Origin of the sequence: Tabrizicola oligotrophica (assembly GCF_011008935.1) — a bacterium.
Taxonomy (GTDB): Bacteria; Pseudomonadota; Alphaproteobacteria; order Rhodobacterales; family Rhodobacteraceae; genus Tabrizicola_A; species Tabrizicola_A oligotrophica.
On record NZ_JAAIVJ010000007.1, the window covers coordinates 80,263 to 102,017 of the forward strand.

General features: G+C 65.5%; 27 protein-coding genes. 17 read left to right on the forward strand and 10 right to left on the reverse strand.

Going from position 1 to position 21,755, the window contains the following annotated elements:
- Positions 1-80 precede the first annotated feature (80 nt).
- Together G4Z14_RS12565 and mutM are read right to left on the reverse strand one after the other, a co-directional pair.
- Positions 81-857: an enoyl-CoA hydratase gene (locus G4Z14_RS12565; protein ID WP_164626251.1), complete on the reverse strand. Its 777-nt coding sequence runs from the start codon at positions 855-857 to the stop codon at positions 81-83.
- A 59-nt stretch (positions 858-916) separates the two neighbouring features.
- Entirely contained in the window at positions 917-1,768 is an 852-nt protein-coding gene (gene mutM / locus G4Z14_RS12570) for a bifunctional DNA-formamidopyrimidine glycosylase/DNA-(apurinic or apyrimidinic site) lyase (protein WP_164626253.1), read from the reverse strand.
- A 76-nt stretch (positions 1,769-1,844) separates the two neighbouring features.
- On the opposite strand from mutM, the gene ubiE reads away from it, so the two are divergent.
- Both ubiE and ubiB read left to right on the forward strand, forming a co-directional pair.
- Positions 1,845-2,603 carry a bifunctional demethylmenaquinone methyltransferase/2-methoxy-6-polyprenyl-1,4-benzoquinol methylase UbiE gene (gene ubiE, locus G4Z14_RS12575; RefSeq protein WP_164626255.1) on the forward strand — a complete coding sequence of 253 codons (759 nt, stop codon included), beginning with the start codon at positions 1,845-1,847 and terminating at the stop codon, positions 2,601-2,603.
- Entirely contained in the window at positions 2,603-4,132 is a 1,530-nt protein-coding gene (ubiB, locus tag G4Z14_RS12580; protein WP_164626257.1) for a 2-polyprenylphenol 6-hydroxylase, read from the forward strand. The genes ubiE and ubiB overlap by 1 nt, the downstream gene beginning before the upstream one ends.
- On the opposite strand, the gene G4Z14_RS12585 is transcribed toward ubiB, so the two are convergent.
- Positions 4,129-4,797, reverse strand: coding sequence for a flagellar hook capping FlgD N-terminal domain-containing protein (locus tag G4Z14_RS12585; protein WP_164626259.1), 669 nt, complete (start codon positions 4,795-4,797; stop codon positions 4,129-4,131). The genes ubiB and G4Z14_RS12585 overlap by 4 nt on opposite strands.
- Positions 4,798-4,809: 12 nt before the next feature.
- Positions 4,810-5,223, reverse strand: coding sequence for a flagellar hook-length control protein FliK (gene fliK, locus G4Z14_RS12590; protein WP_164626261.1), 414 nt, complete (start codon positions 5,221-5,223; stop codon positions 4,810-4,812).
- 1,639 nt (positions 5,224-6,862) lie between these two features.
- Between fliK and G4Z14_RS12595 the strand changes: the two genes are divergently transcribed.
- The 6 genes from G4Z14_RS12595 to G4Z14_RS12620 all read left to right on the forward strand — a co-directional run bounded on the left by G4Z14_RS12595 (position 6,863) and on the right by G4Z14_RS12620 (position 10,879).
- Complete coding sequence (locus tag G4Z14_RS12595) at positions 6,863-7,159, forward strand: rod-binding protein (RefSeq protein ID WP_164626263.1); 297 nt, start codon at positions 6,863-6,865, stop codon at positions 7,157-7,159.
- Positions 7,146-7,466 carry a hypothetical protein gene (locus G4Z14_RS12600; RefSeq protein ID WP_164626265.1) on the forward strand — a complete coding sequence of 107 codons (321 nt, stop codon included), beginning with the start codon at positions 7,146-7,148 and terminating at the stop codon, positions 7,464-7,466. Before G4Z14_RS12595 ends, G4Z14_RS12600 begins: the two co-directional genes overlap by 14 nt.
- Positions 7,467-7,684: 218 nt before the next feature.
- A complete protein-coding gene (locus G4Z14_RS12605) occupies positions 7,685-9,217 on the forward strand; it encodes a flagellin N-terminal helical domain-containing protein (RefSeq protein WP_164626267.1) in 1,533 nt (510 codons plus the stop codon).
- A 68-nt stretch (positions 9,218-9,285) separates the two neighbouring features.
- Complete coding sequence (gene flaF, locus G4Z14_RS12610; protein WP_321573042.1) at positions 9,286-9,666, forward strand: flagellar biosynthesis regulator FlaF; 381 nt, start codon at positions 9,286-9,288, stop codon at positions 9,664-9,666.
- Positions 9,663-10,067, forward strand: coding sequence for a flagellar biosynthesis repressor FlbT (gene flbT, locus G4Z14_RS12615; protein WP_164626269.1), 405 nt, complete (start codon positions 9,663-9,665; stop codon positions 10,065-10,067). The genes flaF and flbT overlap by 4 nt, the downstream gene beginning before the upstream one ends.
- On the forward strand, positions 10,064-10,879 hold the full coding sequence (locus G4Z14_RS12620) for a DUF1217 domain-containing protein (protein WP_164626271.1): 816 nt from the start codon (positions 10,064-10,066) through the stop codon (positions 10,877-10,879). The genes flbT and G4Z14_RS12620 overlap by 4 nt, the downstream gene beginning before the upstream one ends.
- Before the next feature lie 74 nt (positions 10,880-10,953).
- Here G4Z14_RS12620 and G4Z14_RS12625 read toward each other — a convergent pair whose 3' ends face one another.
- Positions 10,954-12,255, reverse strand: a complete 1,302-nt coding sequence (locus G4Z14_RS12625) for a FliI/YscN family ATPase (RefSeq protein ID WP_164626273.1) — start codon at positions 12,253-12,255, stop codon at positions 10,954-10,956.
- Positions 12,256-12,335: 80 nt separating this feature from the next.
- Here G4Z14_RS12625 and G4Z14_RS12630 point away from each other — a divergent pair, with 80 nt between their 5' ends.
- Genes G4Z14_RS12630 through G4Z14_RS12670 form a run of 9 tightly spaced genes read left to right on the forward strand, consistent with a single transcriptional unit; the run spans position 12,336 to position 16,814 of the window.
- The gene (locus G4Z14_RS12630; RefSeq protein ID WP_164626274.1) at positions 12,336-12,719 is read left to right on the forward strand and encodes a FlgB family protein; all 384 of its coding nucleotides are present in this window, start codon (positions 12,336-12,338) and stop codon (positions 12,717-12,719) included.
- A gap of 9 nt (positions 12,720-12,728) precedes the next feature.
- Entirely contained in the window at positions 12,729-13,109 is a 381-nt protein-coding gene (flgC, locus tag G4Z14_RS12635; RefSeq protein WP_164626276.1) for a flagellar basal body rod protein FlgC, read from the forward strand.
- A gap of 12 nt (positions 13,110-13,121) precedes the next feature.
- The gene (gene fliE / locus G4Z14_RS12640) at positions 13,122-13,406 is read left to right on the forward strand and encodes a flagellar hook-basal body complex protein FliE (protein WP_164626278.1); all 285 of its coding nucleotides are present in this window, start codon (positions 13,122-13,124) and stop codon (positions 13,404-13,406) included.
- Positions 13,403-13,669, forward strand: coding sequence for a flagellar biosynthetic protein FliQ (locus G4Z14_RS12645; RefSeq protein ID WP_164626279.1), 267 nt, complete (start codon positions 13,403-13,405; stop codon positions 13,667-13,669). The genes fliE and G4Z14_RS12645 overlap by 4 nt, the downstream gene beginning before the upstream one ends.
- A gap of 3 nt (positions 13,670-13,672) precedes the next feature.
- Positions 13,673-14,383, forward strand: a complete 711-nt coding sequence (locus G4Z14_RS12650) for a flagellar hook-basal body complex protein (RefSeq protein WP_164626281.1) — start codon at positions 13,673-13,675, stop codon at positions 14,381-14,383.
- A gap of 3 nt (positions 14,384-14,386) precedes the next feature.
- On the forward strand, positions 14,387-15,172 hold the full coding sequence (gene flgG, locus G4Z14_RS12655) for a flagellar basal-body rod protein FlgG (protein ID WP_164626283.1): 786 nt from the start codon (positions 14,387-14,389) through the stop codon (positions 15,170-15,172).
- Positions 15,172-15,594, forward strand: a complete 423-nt coding sequence (flgA, locus tag G4Z14_RS12660; RefSeq protein ID WP_164626285.1) for a flagellar basal body P-ring formation chaperone FlgA — start codon at positions 15,172-15,174, stop codon at positions 15,592-15,594. Before flgG ends, flgA begins: the two co-directional genes overlap by 1 nt.
- 11 nt (positions 15,595-15,605) lie before the next feature.
- Complete coding sequence (gene flgH, locus G4Z14_RS12665; RefSeq protein ID WP_164626287.1) at positions 15,606-16,325, forward strand: flagellar basal body L-ring protein FlgH; 720 nt, start codon at positions 15,606-15,608, stop codon at positions 16,323-16,325.
- 6 nt (positions 16,326-16,331) lie between these two features.
- Positions 16,332-16,814, forward strand: a complete 483-nt coding sequence (locus G4Z14_RS12670) for a flagellar basal body-associated FliL family protein (RefSeq protein WP_164626289.1) — start codon at positions 16,332-16,334, stop codon at positions 16,812-16,814.
- A 6-nt stretch (positions 16,815-16,820) separates the two neighbouring features.
- Here the strand turns inward: G4Z14_RS12670 and G4Z14_RS12675 are convergent, their stop codons facing one another.
- From G4Z14_RS12675 to G4Z14_RS12695, 5 genes are read right to left on the reverse strand one after another with little or no spacing between them, the layout of a single operon-like run.
- Positions 16,821-17,159, reverse strand: a complete 339-nt coding sequence (locus G4Z14_RS12675; protein WP_164626291.1) for a hypothetical protein — start codon at positions 17,157-17,159, stop codon at positions 16,821-16,823.
- On the reverse strand, positions 17,156-18,232 hold the full coding sequence (flhB, locus tag G4Z14_RS12680) for a flagellar type III secretion system protein FlhB (protein WP_164626293.1): 1,077 nt from the start codon (positions 18,230-18,232) through the stop codon (positions 17,156-17,158). Before flhB ends, G4Z14_RS12675 begins: the two co-directional genes overlap by 4 nt.
- A complete protein-coding gene (locus G4Z14_RS12685; RefSeq protein WP_321573045.1) occupies positions 18,229-19,002 on the reverse strand; it encodes a flagellar biosynthetic protein FliR in 774 nt (257 codons plus the stop codon). The genes flhB and G4Z14_RS12685 overlap by 4 nt, the downstream gene beginning before the upstream one ends.
- Positions 18,999-21,071 (reverse strand): flagellar biosynthesis protein FlhA, encoded by a 2,073-nt coding sequence (gene flhA, locus G4Z14_RS12690; protein ID WP_164626295.1) that lies wholly within the window; start codon positions 21,069-21,071, stop codon positions 18,999-19,001. Before flhA ends, G4Z14_RS12685 begins: the two co-directional genes overlap by 4 nt.
- Complete coding sequence (locus G4Z14_RS12695; protein ID WP_164626297.1) at positions 21,072-21,710, reverse strand: lytic transglycosylase domain-containing protein; 639 nt, start codon at positions 21,708-21,710, stop codon at positions 21,072-21,074.
- Positions 21,711-21,755: the final 45 nt, after the last annotated feature.

Sequence of the window (21,755 nt, forward strand, 5' to 3'; positions counted from 1 at the left end):
GAGAATCGTTCACGCCTTAAGCGGGCCCACGCGCATGTGGGGCGGCGCATAGCCCGCGCCGCCGAACTTTGCAACCGGATTCAGCGGTCGCGGAACTGCGGCTGGCGCTTTTCGATGAAAGCGGCCATGCCTTCCTTCTGGTCTTCGGTCGCAAAGGCGGCATGGAAAGCGCGGCGTTCGAACAAGAGCCCTTCGCGCAGGGTGGTTTCCAGCGCGCGGTTGACCGATTCCTTCACCGTCATCGCGATGACCGCAGATTTCTCGGCAATCTTGGCTGCCGCCTTCAGCGCCTCGTCCCGCAGTTGCGCGGCAGGCACGATGCGGCTGACCAAGCCAGCCCGCTCCGCCTCGGCAGCATCCATGAAGCGGCCCGTCAGGTTCATGTCCATCGCCTTCGACTTGCCGACCAGACGGGTCAGGCGCTGGGTGCCGCCCATCCCGGCAACGATGCCAAGGTTGATCTCGGGCTGGCCGAACTTGGCGGTATCGGCGGCCATGATGAAATCGCACATCATCGCCAATTCGCAGCCGCCGCCAAGGCAATAGCCGGCAACCGCCGCAATCACCGGCTTGCGCACGCGGGCGATCGCTTCGGCTTCGGGGCCGAAAAGATCGTCGAAATAGACATCGACATAGGACTTCCCGGCCATCTCGCGCACATCGGCCCCGGCGGCAAAGGCCTTGTCCGAGCCGGTCAGCACGATGCAGCGGATCTTGTCATTGCGGTCCGCCGCCGTCATTGCCTCGGCGAGTTCCACCATCAGCTTGGTGTTCAGCGCATTCATCGCGTCAGGGCGATTAAGCCGGATGAGACAGGTATAGTCTTCAATCTCGACGATCAGGGTTTCATAGGCCATGGCAGTGGCTCCCGGTGGTTTGTTGCGCGACCTCTAGCAGTAACGCGGACGTTATCAAGTCACCTCTGGCAGGCAGGACAGTAAAAAGACGACCGGCCCGATTGGACGGTCCTCGCAATCGTGCCGGAACAGCCGGGGGTCGGGCAGGGGCTGTCTTCGCGGTCGTAGACGCGGAAGGTATGCTGAAAATACCCAAGTTCCCCATCGGCTTGACGGTAATCCTTCAGCGAGGAACCGCCCGCGGCAATCGCCTCGGTCAACACCTCGCGGATGATCGGCACCAGCCGCACCACTTCGGCTGACGTCACGTCGCGGGCCAGCCGCAGCGGGCTGATCTGTGCCCGGAAAAGCACTTCGCAGACATAAATGTTGCCCAGCCCCGCGATGTTGTGCTGATCCAGAAGCGCCGACTTGATCGGTGTCGCGCGGCCCTTCAGGCGGGCCGCCAGATGGGTTTCATGGAAATCGTTGCCCAAGGGTTCGGGGCCAAGGGCGGCAAGGAGCGGGTGGGCATCGCAAGCGGCGGTTGCCATCAGATCCATCGCGCCAAAGCGGCGGGCGTCGTTGAATGTCACCCGCGCGCCGCCCTCCATGTCCAGAACCACATGGTCATGCTTTGCCGGCGCAGGGTGGTCATGGTGAAACTGCCCCGCCTGAACGCCGGAAACCAGCATCCGGCCCGACATGCCCAGATGGATGAGCAGGGTTTCTCCGGTGGACAGATCGGCCAGGATATATTTCGACCGCCGCCGCAGCCCCAGAACCTGCGCGCCGGTCAGCCGTTCCGCCATGCGGGGCGGGAACGGCCAGCGCAGATCGGGCCGGTTCACGGCGGCCTTTTCAATCCGCCGCCCTTCCATCGCAGGCAATAGCCCCATGCGGACGGTTTCGACTTCGGGCAGTTCGGGCATGCGACCTCGTGGCGGCATTGAGGAGTGGGGGCTTCCCCCCTATAAGGTGGCCAAGACAAAGGAAGGGCAAGCCCCGATGACCGCAGACAAGGCTGGCGACAGCACCACCCATTTCGGCTTTCAGACCGTGCCAGAGGGCGAAAAGGCCGGGATGGTGCATGGCGTCTTCAGCCGCGTGGCGTCGAAATATGACGTGATGAATGACCTGATGAGCATGGGCATCCATCGGGTCTGGAAGGACGCCATGATGGATTGGCTGGCGCCGCGGCCCGGCCAGCGCCTGCTGGACGTGGCAGGGGGCACCGGAGACGTGGCCTTCCGTTTCCTGAAACGCGCGCCGGGCGCGACGGCGGTGGTCTGCGACATGACCGAGCCCATGCTGATCGAGGGTCGCAAGCGGGCCGAGGCCGAGCGCATGGCCGACAGCCTCGACTGGGTGGTGGGCGATGCCATGGCCCTGCCGTTCCCCGACAATTCCTTCGATGTCTACACCATCTCCTTCGGCATCCGGAATGTGGTGCGCATTCCCGACGCCTTGAAGGAAGCCTACCGGGTGCTGAAACCCGGCGGGCGTCTGATGGTGCTGGAGTTCAGCCAGATTCCGAACGACCTGATGCAGAAGGCCTATGACCTCTACTCGTTCAACGTCATCCCGGTGATGGGGCAGATCGTGGCGAATGACCGCGACAGCTATCAGTATCTGGTCGAATCCATCCGCAAGTTTCCGGACCAGGATACCTTCCTTGGCATGATCCGGGCTGCCGGCTTTGCCCAGAGCAAGTATCGCAACCTGACCATGGGGATCGCCGCCCTGCATTCGGGCTGGAAGATCTGATGCGCGGACCCCACAACATCTGGCGGCTCATCCGTACTGGTGCGACCTTCGAACGCACCGGCGCGATGGCCGTGGTTCTGGAGGCGATGGAGGCCCCGGCCCGGCTGCGCTTTGCCGCCCGGCTGTTGGGCTGGCCCTTCAAATGGCTGGGCGTCAAGGGTGATCCGACCCTGCCGCCGGTGACACGGGCGCTCACCGCCCTTGGCCCGGCCTATATCAAGTTCGGCCAGATCCTTTCTACCCGGCCCGACATCGTAGGTGACGAGCTGGCCGACCAGCTGAAATATCTGCAGGACAAGTTGCCGCCCTTCGGCATGGAGGATGCGAAGAAGGCGATTGCCACTGAACTGGGCTCCCCGGTCGAGGCGCTGTTCGAAAGCTTTTCCGAACCCGTCGCCGCAGCCTCGATTGCGCAGGTTCACCGGGCGCGGGTGATCGAGACGGGGCAGGAAGTCGCGGTCAAAGTCCTGCGACCGGGCATCGAGCGTGCCTTCCGCCGCGATATCGACGCCTTCTATTTTGCCGCCCGCAGCATCGAATACATTGCCCCGTTTTCGCGTCGCCTGCGCCCCGTCGATGTGATCGCGCATTTCGAAGGCGTGGTGATGGGCGAGCTGGACATGCGGCTCGAAGCATCCGCCGCCTCGGAATTCGCGGAAAACACAAGGGATGATGCGGGATTTCAGGTGCCCACGCCGCTGTGGCGACTGTCGGGCCGCACCGTGCTGACCCTTGGCTGGGCTGAGGGCATCGCGCTGTCCGACAATCCGGCCCTGGATGCGGCGGGCCATGACCGGGTGGCTCTGGGCGCGCGGGTCCTGTCGCTGTTTCTGTCGCACGCGCTGCGCGACGGCCTGTTCCACGGCGACATGCATCAGGGCAACCTGAAGGTGGCCGAGAATGGCGATATCATCGCCTATGATTTTGGAATCATGGGCCGGATTGATGCCTATACCCGCCGGGTCTATGCCGAGATCCTTTACGGCTTCATCCGCCGCGATTACCGCCGCGTCGCCGAGGTGCATTTCGAGGCTGGCTATGTTCCCGCCGACCGCGACATCGACGAATTCGCGCGTGCGCTGCGCGCCGTGGGCGAGCCGATCTTCGGGATGGAGGCAAGCCGGGTGTCGATGGCGCGGCTTCTGGCCTTCCTCTTCGAAGTGACCGAAAAATTCGGCATGGAGACGCGGACCGAGCTGATCCTGCTGCAACGCACCATGGTTGTCGTCGAAGGCGTGGCGCGGTCGCTGGACCGCCATATCAACATCTGGGAAATCGCCCGGCCCGTGGTCGAAAGCTATATCACCGGCAATCTGGGCCCCTTGGCGTTCTTGCGGGATCTGACGCTGACCGCGCGGGTGTTGTCACGCTTTGGCCCCCGCCTGCCGCGGCTGGTGGAGCAGGCCCTGATTGCGCAGGCCGTACTGCCCCCGCCGGTCAAGGCGTCGCGCACCCGCCGTCGCCTGGCGCAACTCGGGCTGGCATTGGCGGTATTTGGCCTTGGCCTCTGGCTTGGCAGGGTGCTTTAGCCGTCCAGCGCTTCGGGCACCCGCAGCGCGGTGATCTTCGACGACAGCACCTCGATCCCGCCTTCCAGCACCAGCATCGCCCCGGCCGGGCCGTTGCGGGCCTCGATGATGCGGGCATAGGATTCGATCGGCGCCTCCCCCAGCAGCGTCTCGCCGGAAAAGCTTTCCAGCGAGAGGCTGTAGGCGCCGTCGGGCAGCGGATCGCCCGCCGCATCGCCGCCGAGCCAGTCGTAAAGCCCGGCCTCGACCGGCACATCTTCGCGCGAGACCAGTGCCCCCGACGAATCACGCACCACCAGAACCGCACTGTCCGCCCCGATCGCCGGGGAAAGCTGCATGGTGACCGGATCGCCGTCCATCCAGACCGGGGCCTCGGCCCGCGCCTCTTGCCCGACCCATCCCGCAAGCTGCGACATGCCCAGGACCGCCATCTGGCCGCCAAGGCTTGCCAGAAGCTCATTGGTGCGGGCTTGCTGCTCCACCCCGGAAAAGGTGGCCAGTTGCGTGGCGTAATCGGTGGAATCGATGGGATTCAGCGGATCCTGATTTTGCATCTGGGCGGTGAGCATTTTCAGGAACGTGTCGAAATCCGATGAAATCAGCGGCTTGGCGCTGGAGGGAGGCGCCGCCGAGGTCGTGGCCGTGGTGATGGCAGAGGTTGTCATATGGTGGTTTCCCTAAATGCGCAGATCAAGCGCCCCGGCCGCCGCCATGGGCCTGTGCGAGACCGGCGCGGGCGGGGTGAAATCCGGGGTCGCGCCTGTCGTCGGGGCGCGGGTGTCAAAAGTCGTCTCCGCGCGTGGCTGTCGGCCGTCGCTCCAGCCGCCAAAGGAAAAGCTGCCGGCCTGAATGCCCAGCTGCTTCAGTTCCGCCGCCAGCTCGGGCAGGTGGCGGCGCATGAGATCAAGCGTTTCGGCCCGTTCGGCCGAAAGCGTGATGCTGAGACCGGCGCCCTCGGGACGCATGTCGAAATGCAGGCGGCCGAGGGTTTCGGGGGCAAGCGTCAGCTCGATGCGGCCGGGCTGATCGGTCGTCAGGTTTGCCGAGGGGTGACTGGACGGCGCTTGAGTGACGTGGGCCAGACTTGCCAAGGCCCGTAAGGCCTGCTGCCAAGGGGGCAAGGGCGGGTCCGCGGCGGCCGGCGCCGGAGCCGACGCGGCAACAGATGTCCCCGCCCCCTGAGAGACTGCAGAAAGGATCAAGGGCGGCGTATCCGCAGGGGTGGCGCGCGTCGGGGCCTCGGCAGGGGCTGGCGGGGGCTCGGTCGGCGGCGCGGAATTCGCAAGGGGGGGCATGCCGTCAAGGCCAAAGCCAGGGCGCGTGCGGGCGGAAGCAACGTCACCGGTGGCAGGCTCTGCCTCGTCAGGAACCGGATCTAGCCCCGCTGTCTCCGTCGAAATCGTCAGGGGCGACGCGGGCAAGCCCATGTCCCGGCGGGCACGCGCAGGTTCAGGCGGCGGCGTCGGGTCCGGACCGCTTTCACCAGACGCAGCCTCCGCCGCACCGGAAAGCCGGATCGCGATTTCCGCCACACTCGAATGCATTTGGCCTTGCGGCGGGGTCGGATGGGCCGGTCCGGCAAGAAAAGCGGGTTGGCCCTGATGCGGCCGTGAATTGGGCTCCCCCAGGTCGGATTTCTGCTGGCTCAAAGCCTGCAAAACTTCGGTCGCGCGGGCCGAACGGTGCGCGACGGCCTGCGATCCGGCGCCCGCAGGGGTGGCATCGTTACGGAAGGGGATGCCGGCGCGCACCCCGTTCGTCGCGGCCTGTTCAGGCAATCCATCGCCGTGAACCGGCCCGCGCGGCGCGTTGACATGAACAGCCAACGTGTCCGACGGGGGGAGGGCAGGCTCGGCGCTGTTTCCTTCTGCCGCGTCGGGCGGGAGAGGCAGGGTGGCCTGTGGCATCTCGGGCGCGTCGTCATCGCCCGCCGAGGCATCCTTTGCTGCGCGGTCCGGACGGGCAGGCGGAGTGTCCGGGGCAGGGTCCGAACCCGTCAGACAGGCTTTTTCACCCTCTGCAATCGCAAGCCCGGAGCCGGCCAGATCTGCACCAGCCGGGGGCGCGGCCACCGCTTCGGCCCGCGGCTGCCCGGCCAGATGCGGCCCGCTTCCTGGCGGGCCCAAAGCTGTCTTGCTGACGCAGGACGGGAGGGTGCCCGCAGGCTCAAGGATTTCGCCCCTCTGTCGGGCAGTGGGCGGCTCCGGTGCCGGACGTGCCGAACCGAGTTGCCCGATTGCCGCCAGCGACGGCGCGCGCGCATACTTTTCAGGCGCGGTCGGCGTCCGCTTCGAAGCCGCTGCTTCGGCACTTTGCTCCATCAAGCCCGGGTCCGCCGGAGGCAAGTCCCGGGTATGGTACGCCGGCGCGGCGGCCCCGTCCGTACCCCTCGCGCCTTCCGCCATTTTCGAAACGAGGCCGGCGAAGGGGGGCAGTGCCGCCGCCCCGGCGCCCGCAGGCAGATCGGGGATGATCTGCGGTTCCTGCGCCACGTCAGGCTCGGCCTCGGCCTCTGAAACCGCGGCGAGAAACCCTGACTCCGGTGTTGCACCATCTTCGGTCTCGGGTATGCGGCCTGCCGCCCGCTGGGGGAGCAAGGGGAAATCTGGCATGACAGACAACATGGACCCTCCGACTTCTGCCGTGTGCCCCTTTTTGGCCGATGGATCCTTACCGGTTGTTTACCGCTTGCCCCCATAGTGCAGAAAATTCAACGCAACCGAGGGCAGGATGTTCTCAGCCGATCCGTCACCGCTTTCCGCCTTGCCCGGCGCGCAGGGTCGCGACGCCCAACTCTTGCGCAAGTCGCAGGAGCTTGAGGCCGCGTTTCTGGCGGAAATGCTTTCCTTTTCCGGGCTTTCCACTCCGAGCGAAAGCTTTGGCGGCGGTGCCGGCGAAGAGCAGTTCGCCTCATTCCTGCGGGCGGAACAGGCAAGGCTGATGGTCGCGCGCGGCGGGATCGGGCTTGCCGAAGTCATCTTCGAATCGATGAAATCCAGAGAGGGGCAGCGCGATGGAAACCCTTGAGGCCCTGCTTGAGGAGGTGCGGGCAGCCCTGCGGCGGGCGGATTTCAAACGGCTTACCCAGTTGACGCCTGCGATCGAAGCCGCCAGCGCCACCCTTGATCTTTCCATCGGCAGGGAGGCCCTGCTGCGGCTGCAGGAAAAGTCGGCAACGAACGCCGCCCTGCTTGAGGCCGCGCGCCGCGGCATTCGCGCGGCCCGTCGCCGGGTGGAAGAGGCCCGCAGCGCGACGCGATCGTTGCAAACCTATGACAACACAGGAAAACGCGCCGATATCCTGGCGGCGGGCCTGACCGCCGGCCGATTCTGATGCGCTGGGCCGATCGCTCAAATGCCGCGCAAATCCTGGATCGCAATTAGGACTCTCTTAGAGGTTCGCGCCCTTCAATCGCCCTGCATCCCATGACGGGATGGCACGCCGGGAAGACCGCCCGCCGTACCGGACCAAAGGACCAGCCAGCCGCGGCGCCCTGCCGTGGCGCAACCCGCCTTGCGCAAAAGCGCCGGCAGATCGCAAAGGATCAGGACATGTCGTCCATTCTGACCAATACCAGTGCCATGGTCGCGCTTCAGACCATGAAGAACATCAACACCAGCCTGAACCGCACCCAGCAGGAGATTTCCACCGGCAAGACCGTGGCAACCGCCAAGGACAACGCCGCAGTCTGGGCGATTTCCAAGGTGATGGAATCCGACGTGAAGGGCTTCAAGGGGATCTCCGACAGCCTCTCGCTGGGCTCGTCCACCATCGCGGTCGCCCGCGAGGCCTCGGAAACCGTGACCGATCTGCTGACCGAGATCAAAGGCAAGATCGTCGCGGCGCAGGAAGAAAACGTCGATCGCAGCAAGATGCAGACCGACATCACCGCGCTGCGTGACCAGATCGCCTCGGTGGTGGGGGCGGCGCAGTTCAACGGGCTGAACCTGATCCAGGGCACCGAGGATGTGAATGTGCTGTCCTCGCTGGATCGGGCGGCCAACGGCAACGTGACCGCCTCGAACATCACGGTGAACCGCCAGGATCTTTCGACAACGGCAGGCACCTATGGCAGCGGCACGTCGCTGGCTGCCAACGCGGTGGTGGCCGACAGCGCCTCGGCGATTGCCTCGACCGGCAACACCGCGCAGGTGACCTTTGCGGCGACCTGGGCCGCGGGTGACACGGCGTCGCTGTCGATTGCCGGCGTCGATGTCTCCCATTCCGCCGCCGGAACCTCGGTGACCGACATCGCGACGGCCTTTGCAGGGGCCATCAATGCACTTGGCCTGGAAGGGGTCACGGCGTCGAATTCGGCGGGCGTGCTGACCATCACCTCGACCCGGGCCTTTGAGGGCCTGTCGGTCACCCAGACATCGACCACCGCGGGCGACGGCACGTCGAACATCACCCAGGTCAACGGGGCCGCGCCCGCAGGGAGCAACACCGCCACGAGTTCGACCATTTCGCAGCGCGCGGAGCGGATCGACTTTTCGACCACGGCTGCCGTGAACGAAGGCGACGGCTACAAGGTGACCGTCGGGACGGCGTCTTACAACTACATTGCAGGCAAGGGCGAAACCATGGAAGACGTCGCGCGCGGGCTGAAGGTCGCCATCGACTCCGCGGGTCTTTCCGGTGTGACGACCTCGGTTGCCCAAAGTGACACCGGGGCCTGGCAGCTGAACGTCGACAACGACGGCAGCGGCTCGGCCAGCCTTGCCTTCTCCAGCACCGGCAATGCCGGCGGCGAGGCCTCGGGCGGGCTTTTCGGTCTGGATTCCATCGATGTGCGGACCAATGCCGGTGCCGATGCAGCGCTGACCAATATCGAGACCATGATCACCCGGTCCATCGACGCGGCAGCGGCCTTCGGTTCGGCGCAGAACCGCATCGACATCCAGAACGACTTCGTCGGCAAGCTGACGGATGCGATGAAGGCCGGGATTGGCACGCTGGTCGATGCCGACATGGAAGAAGCCTCGGCCCGCCTGCAGGCGCTGCAGGTCCAGCAGCAACTGGCCACCCAGGCGCTTTCGATCGCCAATCAGGCGCCCCAGAACATCATGGCGCTCTTCCGCTGATGACGGGGGCCGGGGGCCGCTCCCCCGGCCTTTTCTCTCTCGCCCCATGATCCCAGGAGGGATTTCCCGTGATTGCCCAATCCGCGGCGGCCCAGGCCGCCTATGCCCGCCCCGAAGCGCCACAGCGCAACCCTCGGGCCCTGGAATACGATCTTCTGGCCCGCGCCACCAAGGCCCTGACCTTGGCCATGCACGAGGATGGCCCGCGCTATGGCCGACTTCTCGCGGCGCTGGATGAAAACCAGCGGCTCTGGTCCACGCTCGCCGCAGATGTCGCGGAGCCCGGCAACGGCCTGCCGCAAAAGCTGCGTGCCCAGCTGTTCTATCTTTACGAATTCACCGCGCTGCACAGCCGCGCCGTGCGCGACAAGGGGGCCTCGGTCGAGGTGCTGATCGATATCAACACCGCCGTCATGCGCGGCCTGCGCGGACAAGGAGCGGTGACATGAGCGGTCTTGTCCTGAAGCTTGGCCCGCATGAGCGGGTGCTGATCAACGGTGCGGTGATTGAAAACGGGGACAAACGGTCGCGCCTTGCCATCATGACGCCGCATGCCAATATCCTGCGGCTGCGCGATGCGATCCACCCGGAAGAGGTCAACACCCCGGTTCGGCGCGTCTGTTACATCTCGCAACTGGTCCTGTCGGGGGATGCCGAGCCTGCCGACGCAAGGATGCAACTCTTGCGCGGGATCGAACAGCTCAGCCAGGTCCTGACCGACCATGACAGCCGCGCGTTGCTGACCCAGGCCACCGCCGCCGTTCTGGAGGATCAGCACTATCAGGCGTTGAAAGCTCTGCGCGGTCTCTTGCCGCGCGAAGGGCGCCTTCTCGCGGCGCGCCGGTCATGACCTTTACACCCGCCCTGCCCTTGACGGGATATGCCGGGTGGGTGTTCCTGAAGCGAACGGCCACGACCCAGCAAACCGTGCTGAACGCCCAGCCCGAGGCCCGACGCGATGAGACCTACTTCCGTGAAAACATCGGCAAGATCGATACGGCGGCAGAGCTGGTTGCCGATCGCCGCCTGCTGAAAGTCGCGCTCGGCGCCTTCGGTCTGGAACATGACATCGACAGCAAGGCTTTCATCCAGAAGGTGCTGGAAGGGGGAACCTTGCAGGCTGGCAGCCTGGCCAACAAGCTTGCCGACAAGCAGTATCAGAAACTGTCGGCAAGCTTCGGCTTTGGCGATTTCAAGACGCCAAGAAACAAGCTTTCGGATTTTCCCGACAAGATCCTCGCTGCCTACAAGGTGCGCAGCTTCGAGGTCGCCGTTGGCACCCAGAACGAGGATCTGCGTCTGGCCATGAATGCCGAACGCGAAATGGCCACGCTTGCGGCCAAGTCCACCACTTCGAACGATGCGCGCTGGTATTCCGTTCTGGGCAGCCCGCCGCTGCGACGTGTTCTTGAAAAGGCGCTGGGCCTGCCCAGGGCCTTCTCAAGCCTGGATATCGACCGCCAGCTTGAAGCCATGAAGGACAAGGCCAGGTCACAGTTCGGCACCGACCAGATTGCCGATTTTGGCGACCCGGCGACCATGGAAAAACTCCTCCGCCGGTTTCTCATCCGTTCCGAGGCCGAGGCTTATCGCAGCCAGTTCGGTGCCAGCGCCGCGTTAACGCTGATGTCGAATGCCGTGACCTTCGCGCGCAGCAGGTGATCTGCCGCGCGGGAGGTGAGACCCGGACGCCAACGGCGCGGCGGGCGAAGAGTGCCCGTCAGGGCTCGATGAGCTCACGGTCCAAGCACTGACGCCAGGCGCCGGAAGCTGCCCGCAACTCCCTCGGCCGGGGCGTCTTCGGCGAGAAACGCATCCAGCGCCGGCCAGATCCGGATCGCGGCATCAATGGTGACGTCCGATCCCTTGGCATAAAGCCCGGCCTGAACCATCAGTTCCGCCCGGTCCCAGGCCCCGAGAAGCCGCCGAGCCTCGGCGATCAGGGTGTTTTCTTCTCCACTCGCCGCCTCTGGCAGACTGCGCGAGACCGAACGCAAAAGGTCGATCGCCGGAAAGCGCCCGCGTTCGGCAATCTTGCGATCCATGACCACATGGCCATCAAGCACCCCGCGCAGGATATCGGCGACGGGTTCTTCCATGTCGGAGCCGGCGACCAGAACCGAAAAGACCGCAGTGATGTCGCCGGCGTTTTCCGGCCCCGGCCCGGCGCGCTCGGCAAGCCCCATGATCGCCTGATTGAGCGAGGGCGGATACCCCCGTAGGGCGGCGCTTTCCCCGGCGGCCAGCGCCACTTCGCGATGCGCCTCGGCAAAACGCGTGATCGAATCGGCCAGGAGCAGCACATGCAGCCCCTGATCGCGGAAATGCTCGGCAGCGGCCATCGCGGCATAAAGGCAGCGCCGCCGTGTCAGCGCCGGCTGGTCCGAGGTCGCCACCACCACCACAGACCGCGCCATGCCCGTCGGTCCCAGCACCCGCTCGGTGAATTCCCGCAGCTCGCGCCCGCGTTCTCCGATCAGGGCGATCACAACGACATCCGCCGATACCCCGCGCGCGAATTTGGCCAGCAGCGAGGATTTGCCGACGCCGGATCCGGCAAAAAGCCCAATCCTTTGCCCGCGCACCAAGGGAAGCAGCGTGTCAAATACCGCCGTTCCGGTCGAAAGCCGGGCTCCGAGAGGTCGGCGCTGCGCGGCAGCGGGCGCCGCGCGGCTGAGCGGCCGGCCAACCGGCCCGCGAAACAGCGGCTTGCCATCAAGCGGCCTCCCGTTCGGATCCACGATCCGGCCGATCCAGCTGTCATCAGGGGCAATTTCTGCGGGTCCGGCCAGTTCCACCGGCAGGCCGATCGCAAGACCGTCGGCCGTGCCATCCGTCAGGACGACCATCTCGTCGGGCGAAAGCTGCAGGATCTCTCCCTCCAGGTTTCCCAGCCGCACCTGATCGCCTTGATGCGCAAGGCTTTCCAACCCGCGCACCCGAAGGGTGCCCCGGGAAATGCCGGCGACCCGCCCGATCGGGGCGACGACAGGAATCGCAGAAATCCGGGTCCGCAGCGGGCTGAAAACATCGGCCATGGGATTCTCCCTTTGTTCCTTACGCTTTTTAAAGGAATCACCCTTAAGCCTTGATGAAAGAGGCAAGGGGAGAAGCCCCGATGTTTGAAAAATTGCAGATCACCGCCATGGCGCAATCCATGGCTTCGCATGCCGGGGCCAGAATGGGCCTGATTGCGCAGAACGTCGCCAATGCCGATACGCCCGGCTTCAAGGCGATGGACCTGCCCTCGTTCGCCGAAGCCTACCGCGCGGCGGAACCCGGCGCGCTGCGGCAAACCCGCGTCGGGCATCTTGGCGGGCTTGAGGCCGAAACCCTGACCACCCCGCGTCAAACCAGCGGGGCAGAGGCGCCGAATGGAAATTCGGTTTCGCTGGAAGAGGAAATGGTCAAGGCCGCCAGCGCGCGGCAAGACCATGAAATGGCGCTCGCCATCTATCGCAACACCTCTGACATCATCCGCGCCAGTCTGGGCCGGAAATAGGGGGGGTGAATGAGCGATCTTCTCAAATCCCTGTCCTTCGCCGCCTCGGGCATGGAGGCGCAGGCCATGCGGCTGCGGCATGTCTCGGAAAACATCGCCAATGCCGATACTCCCGGATACCACCGGAAAGTGGTGTCCTTTCAGGAAGAAATGCAGACCGGGCAGGTCAAGACCGGCCCGGTGACGCTGGATGGCAGCGAATTGCTGCGCGTCTACGACCCCGGCCACCCGCTGGCCGACGAGACCGGTCATTATGATGGATCGAACGTCGATCTGGTGATCGAAATCGCTGACGCGCGCGAAGCGCAGCGCAGCTATGAGGCGAATCTCAGGATGTTCGATCAGGCGCGGCAGATGACGCAAAGCCTGTTCGATCTTCTGCGCCGATAAGGGGGCTGAGCCATGGATGTCAGAACCTCGCTTGCCACGCAAAGCTATGCGCAGGCCCGCAGCGCCGCCGCGCCGAAACCCGGTGCGGCGGAGGCGGGGTTTGCCCGGCTCGCCGGCAGTTTCGCCGAAACCCTGGCGCAGGGCGAGCAGACCGCCCGGGCAGCCATGACCGGCGGGGCGGATCCGCATGCGCTGGTGCAGGCGCTCGCCTCCAGCCAGCTTGCCGTCGAAACCGTGGCCACAGTGCGCGACAAGGTGGTCGAAGCCTATCAGGAAATCCTGAGGATGCCGATATGACCGAGGAAGCGCTGTTCGATGTGTTGCGGCAGGGGCTTTGGGCCTCGGTGCTGATTTCCTCGCCGCTTCTGGCCGTAGCCCTGGTTGCGGGCGTGGTGGTGGGGCTGTTTCAGGCCCTGACCTCGATTCAGGAGGCGACGCTGACTTTCGTGCCGAAAGCCGGGCTGATGATCGCGGTGTTCTGGGTGTCGATGAGCTTCATGACCGCGACGCTGGTGTCGTTCTTCACCGACCGGGTCATCCCGATGATCGCCGGGGGCTGAGCCATGGATGCCGCAGGATATACCGCGCTGACACGCCAATCCGGTCTGATGCGGGAAATGCAGGTGGTGGCGAACAACATCGCCAATCTGTCGACCACCGGCTTTCGGCGTGAAGGGGTGATCTTTTCGGAACATGTTACCCGCATGGCTGAGGGGCCCTCGCTGTCGATGGCCAACGGCAATGCCCGTCTGGTGGACCTGTCGCAGGCCGGCGTCAGCCAGACCGGCGGGACCTACGATCTGGCGATTCAGGGCGACGGGTTTTTCCTGATCGAAACCCCGGGCGGGCAGGCGCTGACCCGCGCCGGGGCCTTCACCCCCTCGGCCACGGGCGAGCTTGTCACCCCCGATGGCAACCGGCTGCTCGATCAGGGCGGTGCGCCGGTGTTCATCCCGCCCGGCGCGGCCAGAGTGGCCGTGGCCGAGGACGGCACGGTTTCCGCCGATGGGCAGCCCGTTGCCCGCATCGGTCTTTGGGGGCCGGTGGATCCGGCGGATTTGCGCCATCAGTCTGGCACGGTCTTTGCCGCCGGTGAGATGCAGCCGCTGGACGGCGCGACGATCCTTCAGGGCTTTCTTGAGGACAGCAACGTCGAGCCTGTCTCGGAAATCGCCCGGATGATCGAAGTGCAGCGCGCCTATGAGATGGGCCAGAAATTCATGGATGCCGAGGACCAGCGCATGCGCGGCGTCATCCAGACTCTCGGGAGGTAAACCATGAAGGCCCTGCAGATCGCCGCCACCGGCATGAGCGCCCAGCAGATGCGGGTGGATGTGGTGTCCAACAACCTCGCCAACATGTCGACCACGGGTTACAACGCCCGCCGGGCCGACTTCGCCGACTTGCATTATCAACAGCTTGCGCGGCCCGGCAGCATTGCGGCCGAAGATGGCACGATGCTGCCAACCGGCGTGCAGATGGGCCTTGGCGTGCGCCCGGCCGCGGTGTCGGTGGTGCTGGCGCAGGGCACGCTTGCAGCCACGGGGGGCGATCTCGACGTGGCCATCGAAGGGCAAGGTTATCTGGAGATCACCCTGCCCTCGGGCGGGTCGGCCTATACCCGCGACGGCGCCCTGAAACGCACGGGGGACGGGCTGATCGTGACCTCGGATGGCCACCCGGTCGCGCCGGGGGTGACGATTCCCTCCGACGCGCGGTCGGTCTCGATCAACGCAAATGGCGAGGTCTACGCCTATTTCGACGGGCAGGTCGAACCGCAACTGCTGGGCCAGATGAACCTTGTCGGCTTCAGCAATGAAAAGGGGCTGGAGGCGATCGGCTCGAACCTGTTTCTGGAAAGCCCGGCCTCGGGACCGCCGCTGGTTGGCACGGCGGGCGCGGAGGGTCTTGGTGTGCTGCGGCAGGGCTATCTCGAGGAAAGCTCGGTCGATGCAGTGCGGGAAGTCACCGAACTTATCAAGGCGCAGCGCGGCTACGAGTTGAACGCCAAGGTCATCACGGCGGCCGATCAGATGCTGTCGGCCACCACGCAGGTGCGCTGATGTGGCGTCTGCTGCTCTTGCTGGTTCCCACGGCCGGCATGGCCGACAGCCTCGTCGCCGCCCGCGTCATCAAGGCACAAACCGCCTTGGTGGCCGAAGACGTGACACTGGTTGCCGCCGAGATTCCCGGCGCGCTGACCGATCCGGCACAGGCCATCGGCCAGGAAGCCCGCGTAGCCATCTATCCCGGCCGCCCGGTTCTGGCCGGCACCCTTGGTCCGGCCGCCGTGGTGGATCGCAACCAGATCGTGACGCTGACCTATCAGGCCGGCGGACTTGCCATCCGCACCGAAGGCCGGGCGCTGGCGCGCGGTGGGGTGGGGGATGTCATCGAGGTGATGAACCTGGCTTCACGGACAAAGATCACTGGCCGCGTCGGTGCCGATGGTGGCATTGCGGTCGGCCCGCAACCAACCCCGTAAAGGATATTCCCATGCGCCCGGTTTTCATTGCCCTCATTGCCGTCACGGCCTGCGGCCGGTTGGAACAGGTGGGCAAGGCCCCTGCGTTCACGCCGCTGGAAGGGTCTTACCAGCACCACGCGATGTATTCGACGCCGCTGCCCGAAGACCTGCCGCCCGAAGGGCCGACCGATGTCTCGTCGCTGTGGACGGCCGGGCGAAGCTCGCTTTTCGGCGACCGGCGCGCGGCGCAGCGCGGCGATATCCTGACGGTGGTGATCGAGATCGACGACAAGGCCGAGATTTCCAATTCGACGGGGCGCAGCCGGGCGGGCAGCGAAAGCATGGGCATGCCCAGCCTGTTCGGCATTCCGCAGAGGCTGGATGAAACCCTGCCCGAAGGCGCCAGCATGGCCGAAGCGGTCAGTACCAACGGCGCGTCGAGCTACAAGGGCAGCGGCAATGTCTCGCGCAATGAAAAGCTGACCCTGCGGGTGGCGGCGACGGTGGTGGAGGAGCTGGCGAATGGCGTCCTGCGCATCGAGGGCCAGCAGGAAGTGCGGGTAAACTATGAGCTGCGGGAACTCCTCATCTCAGGCTATGTGCGCCCGATCGACATCAGCCGCCAGAACGAGATCACCTATGACAAGATCGCGGGCGCGCGGATTTCCTATGGCGGGCGCGGCCAGATCACCGATGTCCAGCAACCCCGATATGGCCAGCAGGTGGCCGATATCCTTCTGCCGTTCTGAGCCGCCATGATCCGCAAGCTTCTTCCCGTTCTCTTGGCCCTCGTGGGGCTGTCCATTGGCGCAGGCGCGGGTCTGATCCTGCGCCCCGTCCCCGAACCGCCCTTGGCCGGGGACGCAGCCGAAGCCCCGGCAGCAGAGCCGCAGGACGCGGCCGAGCCGGAGGTGCCGCCGGAATATGTCAAGCTGAACAACCAGTTCGTCGTTCCAGTCATGGAGGACGGCAAGGTCATCTCCATGGTGATCCTGTCCCTGAGCCTTGAGATCGAGCCGGGCAAGAGCCAGGATGTCTATGCCCGCGAGCCGAAACTGCGTGATGTGTTCCTGCAGGTGCTGTTCGATCACGCCAATGCCGGCGGCTTCCAGGGTTCGTTTACCGATGGATCGAACCTTGTCCTGCTGCGCAGGGCGCTGCATGAGGCGTCGATGTCGGTGATCGGCGAAGTGGTGAAAGACGTGCTGATCAGTGACATCGCCCGGCAGGACAGCTGACCGGCGTCATCTGGCCAGCTTTTCCCGCAGCCGTTGCAGCGCCTCGGCCTTGCCGAATGCCTCAAGCGCCCCGTCGCGGACATCAAGCCAGTGCCGGGTCTGCCGGGCCAGGACGAGGTTGATTTCGGCGCGTCGCGAATCCGCCCAGCGTTCATAGGCGACGCCGGCCAGCGCGGCGGAGGCGCCGACGAGGTCGCCGGGCGAGGTCGGTGCAGACCGGGAAAGCCCGGCAAGGGCCGCCTCTGACCTTGCCTTGGCTTCGCTGGCGAGGCGCAGCTGGGCAAGGCGATGGTCCAGCATCATCTCGGCCAGACCGGTCAGCCGCGACAGGTCCTTGGGATTCATGAGCGTCCTTTCCGGCGTTTCTTCAGCGCCTCGGCAAAGCGGATGGCCGCCGCGACCGGCTTGTAATGCTCGGGGCGGATCGGCTCGCCGATCTCGACCGCGGCATGGATCGCCCGTGCAGTTGGCGGATCGGAATGCAGGGGCACGCCGGCAAGGGCGGCCTTCTCGCGGATGCGGGCGGCGATCTCGTCAACCCCCTTGGCCACGCAGACCGGCGCGTTCCGGTCGCTGCGTTTCCAGCGCAGCGCCACCGCATAATGGGTCGGATTGACGATCACCACATCGGCCTTGGCCACGTCCTGCAACATCCGGTTGAGCGCGATTTCCTGACCTTTCTGGCGCCGGGCGGCCTTGGCATGCGGATCGCCCTCGCTGTCTTTCACCTCGTCCATCATTTCCTTGTAGGACATGCGGTTGCGCTTGCGGTGCTGCGCCTGCTGCCAGAAATGATCGACAAGGCCAAAACCGGCGGCCAGGAGCAGGATCAGGCTCAGGAATTCGACCATCAGTCGCAGCATCAGCGCGATCGAGGCCGGCGCGGGCAGACCCAGGCTTGCGGCGATCTCGGCAGAGCGGTGCCAGAGATGCAGCGCCAGCATCAGGCCGACCGCGACCAGCTTGACCGCGCTCTTGCCGAACTCGAACAGACCCTGCGGGCCGAATTTCTGCTTTGCCGTTGCAAAAGGCGAGATTCGGGACAGGCGGGGTGCCAGTTTTTCCGGGGTGAAGATCACCGCGCGCTGGGCGACAAGGGCAAGCAGGACAGCGCCCATTGGCAAGGCAAAGACCGGCAGGATCACCCACCCCACCGCCGAAAGCACCGGCCCGAGCGCCGCCTGGCCGCCCGCCGCAAACAGGGTCGAGGCGCGGTCCGCACCGTCAAGCAGCGTTTGGCCGACCGCGCCGCCCTGTTGCATCAAAGTTGCACCGCCGACCAGGATGGCAAGCAAAAGCCCGGCATAGGCGGCCGCGACATTCACATCCGGGGCACGGGCGATTTCGCCGCGCTTGCGCGCCTCGTCCAGCTTGCGCTGGCTTGCCTCGAACGCCTTGTCGTCGTCTTCCTCACTCATCGGGGAACCTCGAATGGGGAGGCGAGAAAGCCATCAAGGGCCATCGCCCAGACCGTGAGCAGGGCGGGCGTCAACAGCGCAAGCGCCGCAAGGCTTGCCGCCGAAAGGGCCGGCGCCCCGATGAAGGAGACCATGAGCGCGGGCATGGCGCGGTTGATGGCGCCAAGCGCGAGGTTGTACATCAGGGCGGCGATGGTGAAGGGGGCCGCCAAAGCAAACCCCAGTTGGAAGGCCTGGGCGGCTTGCGCCAAACCCCAACCGGCGAAATCAGCCGCCGAGGGAAAGGCGCCGGGAGCGAAGGCCGCATAGGACAGGATCAGCGTCTCGGCCACCCGGATGTGCAGCCCGGCCATGACCGCCACCGCCAATCCGGCCGTCGTCAGCAGATGGCCGACAGCCGGTTGCGGCTCGGGTGCGGCGCCGGCGGCTATCTGCGACAGCGAGGTGGCCTGCGCGATCATCGAGCCGGCGACCTGCAGGGCAAGGATGAAGAAACGGAACGCCGCGCCGAGGGCAAGCCCGGCAACGACTTCGGCCAAGGCCGAGGCCAGCCCGGGCTCGGTCGGCATCTGCCGGGCGACGGCGGGGGTGACAACCGCCGTGAAGGCCAGCGCGAGGACAAGGCGGATGCGCTGGGGCACCGAATGTTCGCCAAAGGCGGGCAGCAGCGCCAGGGCCGCCCCGATCCGAAGGAAGACCAGAAGCGCGGCGATCGCCATGGCCTCGCCGATTCCGAGCAGGTCGGCCAGCGTGGCGGCGTCGAACCTCACGGCGCAACCACTCCGAGCATGGCCGGCCGCGCCTCCAGCCCGATTTCCTCATAGGACAGCACCGGCGCCGAGAGCCCTTTCGCCACCAGAACCGTTTTCAGAAACCGCCGCCGCAGGGTCGATGTGACCAGCGCGGGCGCCGCGCCCGCCTCCGCCGCGCGGTTGAACTTTTCCGCCAACCCGTTTGCCAGCCGGCTGAACTGGTCGGGGGGCAGCGCAACACTTTGGGCGGCGCGTTCGCCGTCGATCTGGTATTGCGTAAAGGTCTTTTCCCATTCCGGTGCGAGCTGGATCAGCGGAATGGTGCCGTCGTCCCGTTTCAGTTCGGCCACAAGCTGAAAGCCAAGGCGCTGGCGGACATGCTCGCAAATCAGATCGGGCTGGGCCAGCCCGCGCGCCTCGGCAATGGCCTCGAGGATCAGGGGCAGGTTGCGGATCGAAACCCGTTCGTCCAGCAAAAGCCGCAAGACTTGCAGCAGAAGATCGATCGGCACCTTGTCCGGGATCAGCTCGTCCAGCAGACGCTTGTTGGTTTCGGCGCGCTGGCCGTCGCTGAGGGTGACAAACTCGTCCAGCAGCCGGCGCAGGCTGCGCAGCGAAAGCAGTCGAGCAAGGCTGCCGCGAATGATTTCAAGCAGATGGGTGGCAAGCACCTCGGGGGGGGAAACCACGGTCAGGCCCTGAAGGGCTGCCTCTTCCTGATCGTCCGGCCGGATCCAGCGTGCCGGGGCGCCGTAGACCGGCTCGCGCACGTCGATGCCGTCGGGGGCCGAAGCTCCTTCGGCCAGCAGCACCAGAACGCGGTCCGGCAAGAGCCTGTCCCGGACACGCTCAACCCCTTGAAGGCGAATCCGGTAGCTGCCCGCGGGCAGGGCTGCCTCGTCCGTCAGGCGGATTTCCGGCAGGATCAGCCCATAGCTGGCGGCCACATGATTGCGCATGTTGGCGATGCGCGCCTCAAGCCCCGTTGCCGGATCAAGCGCCATGGCGACGAGGTTTGGCGCGAATTCGATGTGGATTTCGTCGAAGTCCAGAATGTCGCCGATCGGCTTGACCTTGGGGGCAATGGTTTCGACCGGCAGTTCGGCCGCGGTGGCAGGCCGTTTTGCCGCCCGCCACGCGGCATATCCAAGCACCGCCGCCCCGAACATGAAGGGCAGGAAGGGCAGGCCGGGCATCAGGGCAATCAGGGCCATCAGGACCGCAACCGTCCCGAGCGCGCCGGGATAACGGCCAAGCTGGGCAAAGAACGAAACATCGGCCGCCCCGCTGACGCCCCCCCGCGACAGCAGCAGGGCGGCGGCGACCGATATCACCACCGCCGGGATTTGCGCCACCAGGCCGTCACCGACCGTCAGAATGGAGTAGGTTTCAAAGGCTTCCGAGAACGGCATTCCATGCACCACCACCCCCATCACCAACCCCATCACGATGTTCAGCCCGGTGATCAGAAGGCCCGCCACGGCATCGCCCTTGACGAATTTCGACGCGCCGTCGAGCGAGCCGAAGAACGTGGTCTCGGCCAGTTCCTTTTCCCGCCGCGCCTTGGCCTCGGCATGGCTGATCGCTCCGGCGGACATGTCGGCGTCAATGGCGAGCTGCTTGCCCGGCATGCCATCCAGCGCAAAGCGCGCGCCCACTTCCGCCATGCGACCGGCGCCCTTGGTGATGACCACGAAGTTGACGATCAGCAGGACGCAGAAGATCACCACCCCGAGGAGCAGGTTGCCCCCCATGATGAATTGGGCAAACCCCTCGATCACATGGCCGGCAGCATCGGTCCCGGTATGGCCCTGGCCGATGATGAGCTTGGTGGACGAGACGTTCAGCGATAGGCGCAGCATCAGGCTGGCCAGAAGAATGGTGGGAAAGGCCGAGAAATCCAGCGGTCGCTCAATGAACAGCGCCACCGTCAGCATCAGGATTGCAAGGGCAAAGGACAGTGCCAGACCGATGTCGAGGAGCAGGGCGGGCACCGGCAGGACCATCATGACGATCACTGCCATCAGGGCGAGCGCCAGCAGGATCGTCGGCTGGAACAATCGGGCGGGACGGGCCAGGGTCTGCATTCAACGCATCGCAAGGAATAGCGGGCTGGCATTACCGCCGGCGGGCACCAGCGAGGCCATGGTTCCGCTGGCTCCTGGGCGCAGCAGCGGGAAGCGGTTTTCCTGCACCGCGGCGGGACTGTCCGCCATGACCGACGTTGCGGTCGCATCGCCCGCGGCGAGGTCGGTCAGCACGGCTTCGACCTTTTGCACATAGGCTTCGGCATGTTCGGGCGTGGCGGAATGATAGGCCGCGACCGCGTCCACCCAATTGCCCTTGCGCTGGTGGTTCTCGACCAGAAATCGCGCGGCCTGGTCGGCATTCTTTTCGGGATCGAACATCAGGTCGAGCGAGGAAAACCGCCCGCCGTGCCAGCGCAGGTTCAGCTGGAAGCAGCCGACGTCGATGTTCGACTGCCCGGCCGCAATCGCACTCTGCACATGCTCGGCAGCCTCGGCCGGGCTGTCGAACCAATGGCCCTCGCCTCCCTCATTCACCGCCCATGGCCAGGGTTGCAGGGCCCCGTTGCGGTATCGTCCGGTTTCGACCCGCGTGATGGCCAGCAAGAGGTGCGGCGGGACGCCATGTGCGGCGGCGGCATGCAGGGCTGCTGCATCACAGGATGCGGACAGATCATAGGCCGGCGCTGGCAAGGCCATCAAGCAAAGGGGAAGCGCAAGCAAGGGGCTGTGTTTCATGATTTC

Coding starts and splice junctions, on each gene's coding strand:
- G4Z14_RS12565 (WP_164626251.1), bottom strand. CDS start 857: ATGGCCTATGAAACCCTGATCGTCGAGATTGAAGACTATACCTGTCTC.
- mutM (WP_164626253.1), bottom strand. CDS start 1,768: ATGCCCGAACTGCCCGAAGTCGAAACCGTCCGCATGGGGCTATTGCCT.
- ubiE (WP_164626255.1), top strand. CDS start 1,845: ATGACCGCAGACAAGGCTGGCGACAGCACCACCCATTTCGGCTTTCAG.
- ubiB (WP_164626257.1), top strand. CDS start 2,603: ATGCGCGGACCCCACAACATCTGGCGGCTCATCCGTACTGGTGCGACC.
- G4Z14_RS12585 (WP_164626259.1), bottom strand. CDS start 4,797: ATGACAACCTCTGCCATCACCACGGCCACGACCTCGGCGGCGCCTCCC.
- G4Z14_RS12595 (WP_164626263.1), top strand. CDS start 6,863: ATGTTCTCAGCCGATCCGTCACCGCTTTCCGCCTTGCCCGGCGCGCAG.
- G4Z14_RS12600 (WP_164626265.1), top strand. CDS start 7,146: ATGGAAACCCTTGAGGCCCTGCTTGAGGAGGTGCGGGCAGCCCTGCGG.
- G4Z14_RS12605 (WP_164626267.1), top strand. CDS start 7,685: ATGTCGTCCATTCTGACCAATACCAGTGCCATGGTCGCGCTTCAGACC.
- flbT (WP_164626269.1), top strand. CDS start 9,663: ATGAGCGGTCTTGTCCTGAAGCTTGGCCCGCATGAGCGGGTGCTGATC.
- G4Z14_RS12620 (WP_164626271.1), top strand. CDS start 10,064: ATGACCTTTACACCCGCCCTGCCCTTGACGGGATATGCCGGGTGGGTG.
- G4Z14_RS12625 (WP_164626273.1), bottom strand. CDS start 12,255: ATGGCCGATGTTTTCAGCCCGCTGCGGACCCGGATTTCTGCGATTCCT.
- G4Z14_RS12630 (WP_164626274.1), top strand. CDS start 12,336: ATGTTTGAAAAATTGCAGATCACCGCCATGGCGCAATCCATGGCTTCG.
- flgC (WP_164626276.1), top strand. CDS start 12,729: ATGAGCGATCTTCTCAAATCCCTGTCCTTCGCCGCCTCGGGCATGGAG.
- fliE (WP_164626278.1), top strand. CDS start 13,122: ATGGATGTCAGAACCTCGCTTGCCACGCAAAGCTATGCGCAGGCCCGC.
- G4Z14_RS12645 (WP_164626279.1), top strand. CDS start 13,403: ATGACCGAGGAAGCGCTGTTCGATGTGTTGCGGCAGGGGCTTTGGGCC.
- G4Z14_RS12650 (WP_164626281.1), top strand. CDS start 13,673: ATGGATGCCGCAGGATATACCGCGCTGACACGCCAATCCGGTCTGATG.
- flgG (WP_164626283.1), top strand. CDS start 14,387: ATGAAGGCCCTGCAGATCGCCGCCACCGGCATGAGCGCCCAGCAGATG.
- flgA (WP_164626285.1), top strand. CDS start 15,172: ATGTGGCGTCTGCTGCTCTTGCTGGTTCCCACGGCCGGCATGGCCGAC.
- flgH (WP_164626287.1), top strand. CDS start 15,606: ATGCGCCCGGTTTTCATTGCCCTCATTGCCGTCACGGCCTGCGGCCGG.
- G4Z14_RS12670 (WP_164626289.1), top strand. CDS start 16,332: ATGATCCGCAAGCTTCTTCCCGTTCTCTTGGCCCTCGTGGGGCTGTCC.
- G4Z14_RS12675 (WP_164626291.1), bottom strand. CDS start 17,159: ATGAATCCCAAGGACCTGTCGCGGCTGACCGGTCTGGCCGAGATGATG.
- flhB (WP_164626293.1), bottom strand. CDS start 18,232: ATGAGTGAGGAAGACGACGACAAGGCGTTCGAGGCAAGCCAGCGCAAG.
- flhA (WP_164626295.1), bottom strand. CDS start 21,071: ATGCAGACCCTGGCCCGTCCCGCCCGATTGTTCCAGCCGACGATCCTG.
- G4Z14_RS12695 (WP_164626297.1), bottom strand. CDS start 21,710: ATGGCCTTGCCAGCGCCGGCCTATGATCTGTCCGCATCCTGTGATGCA.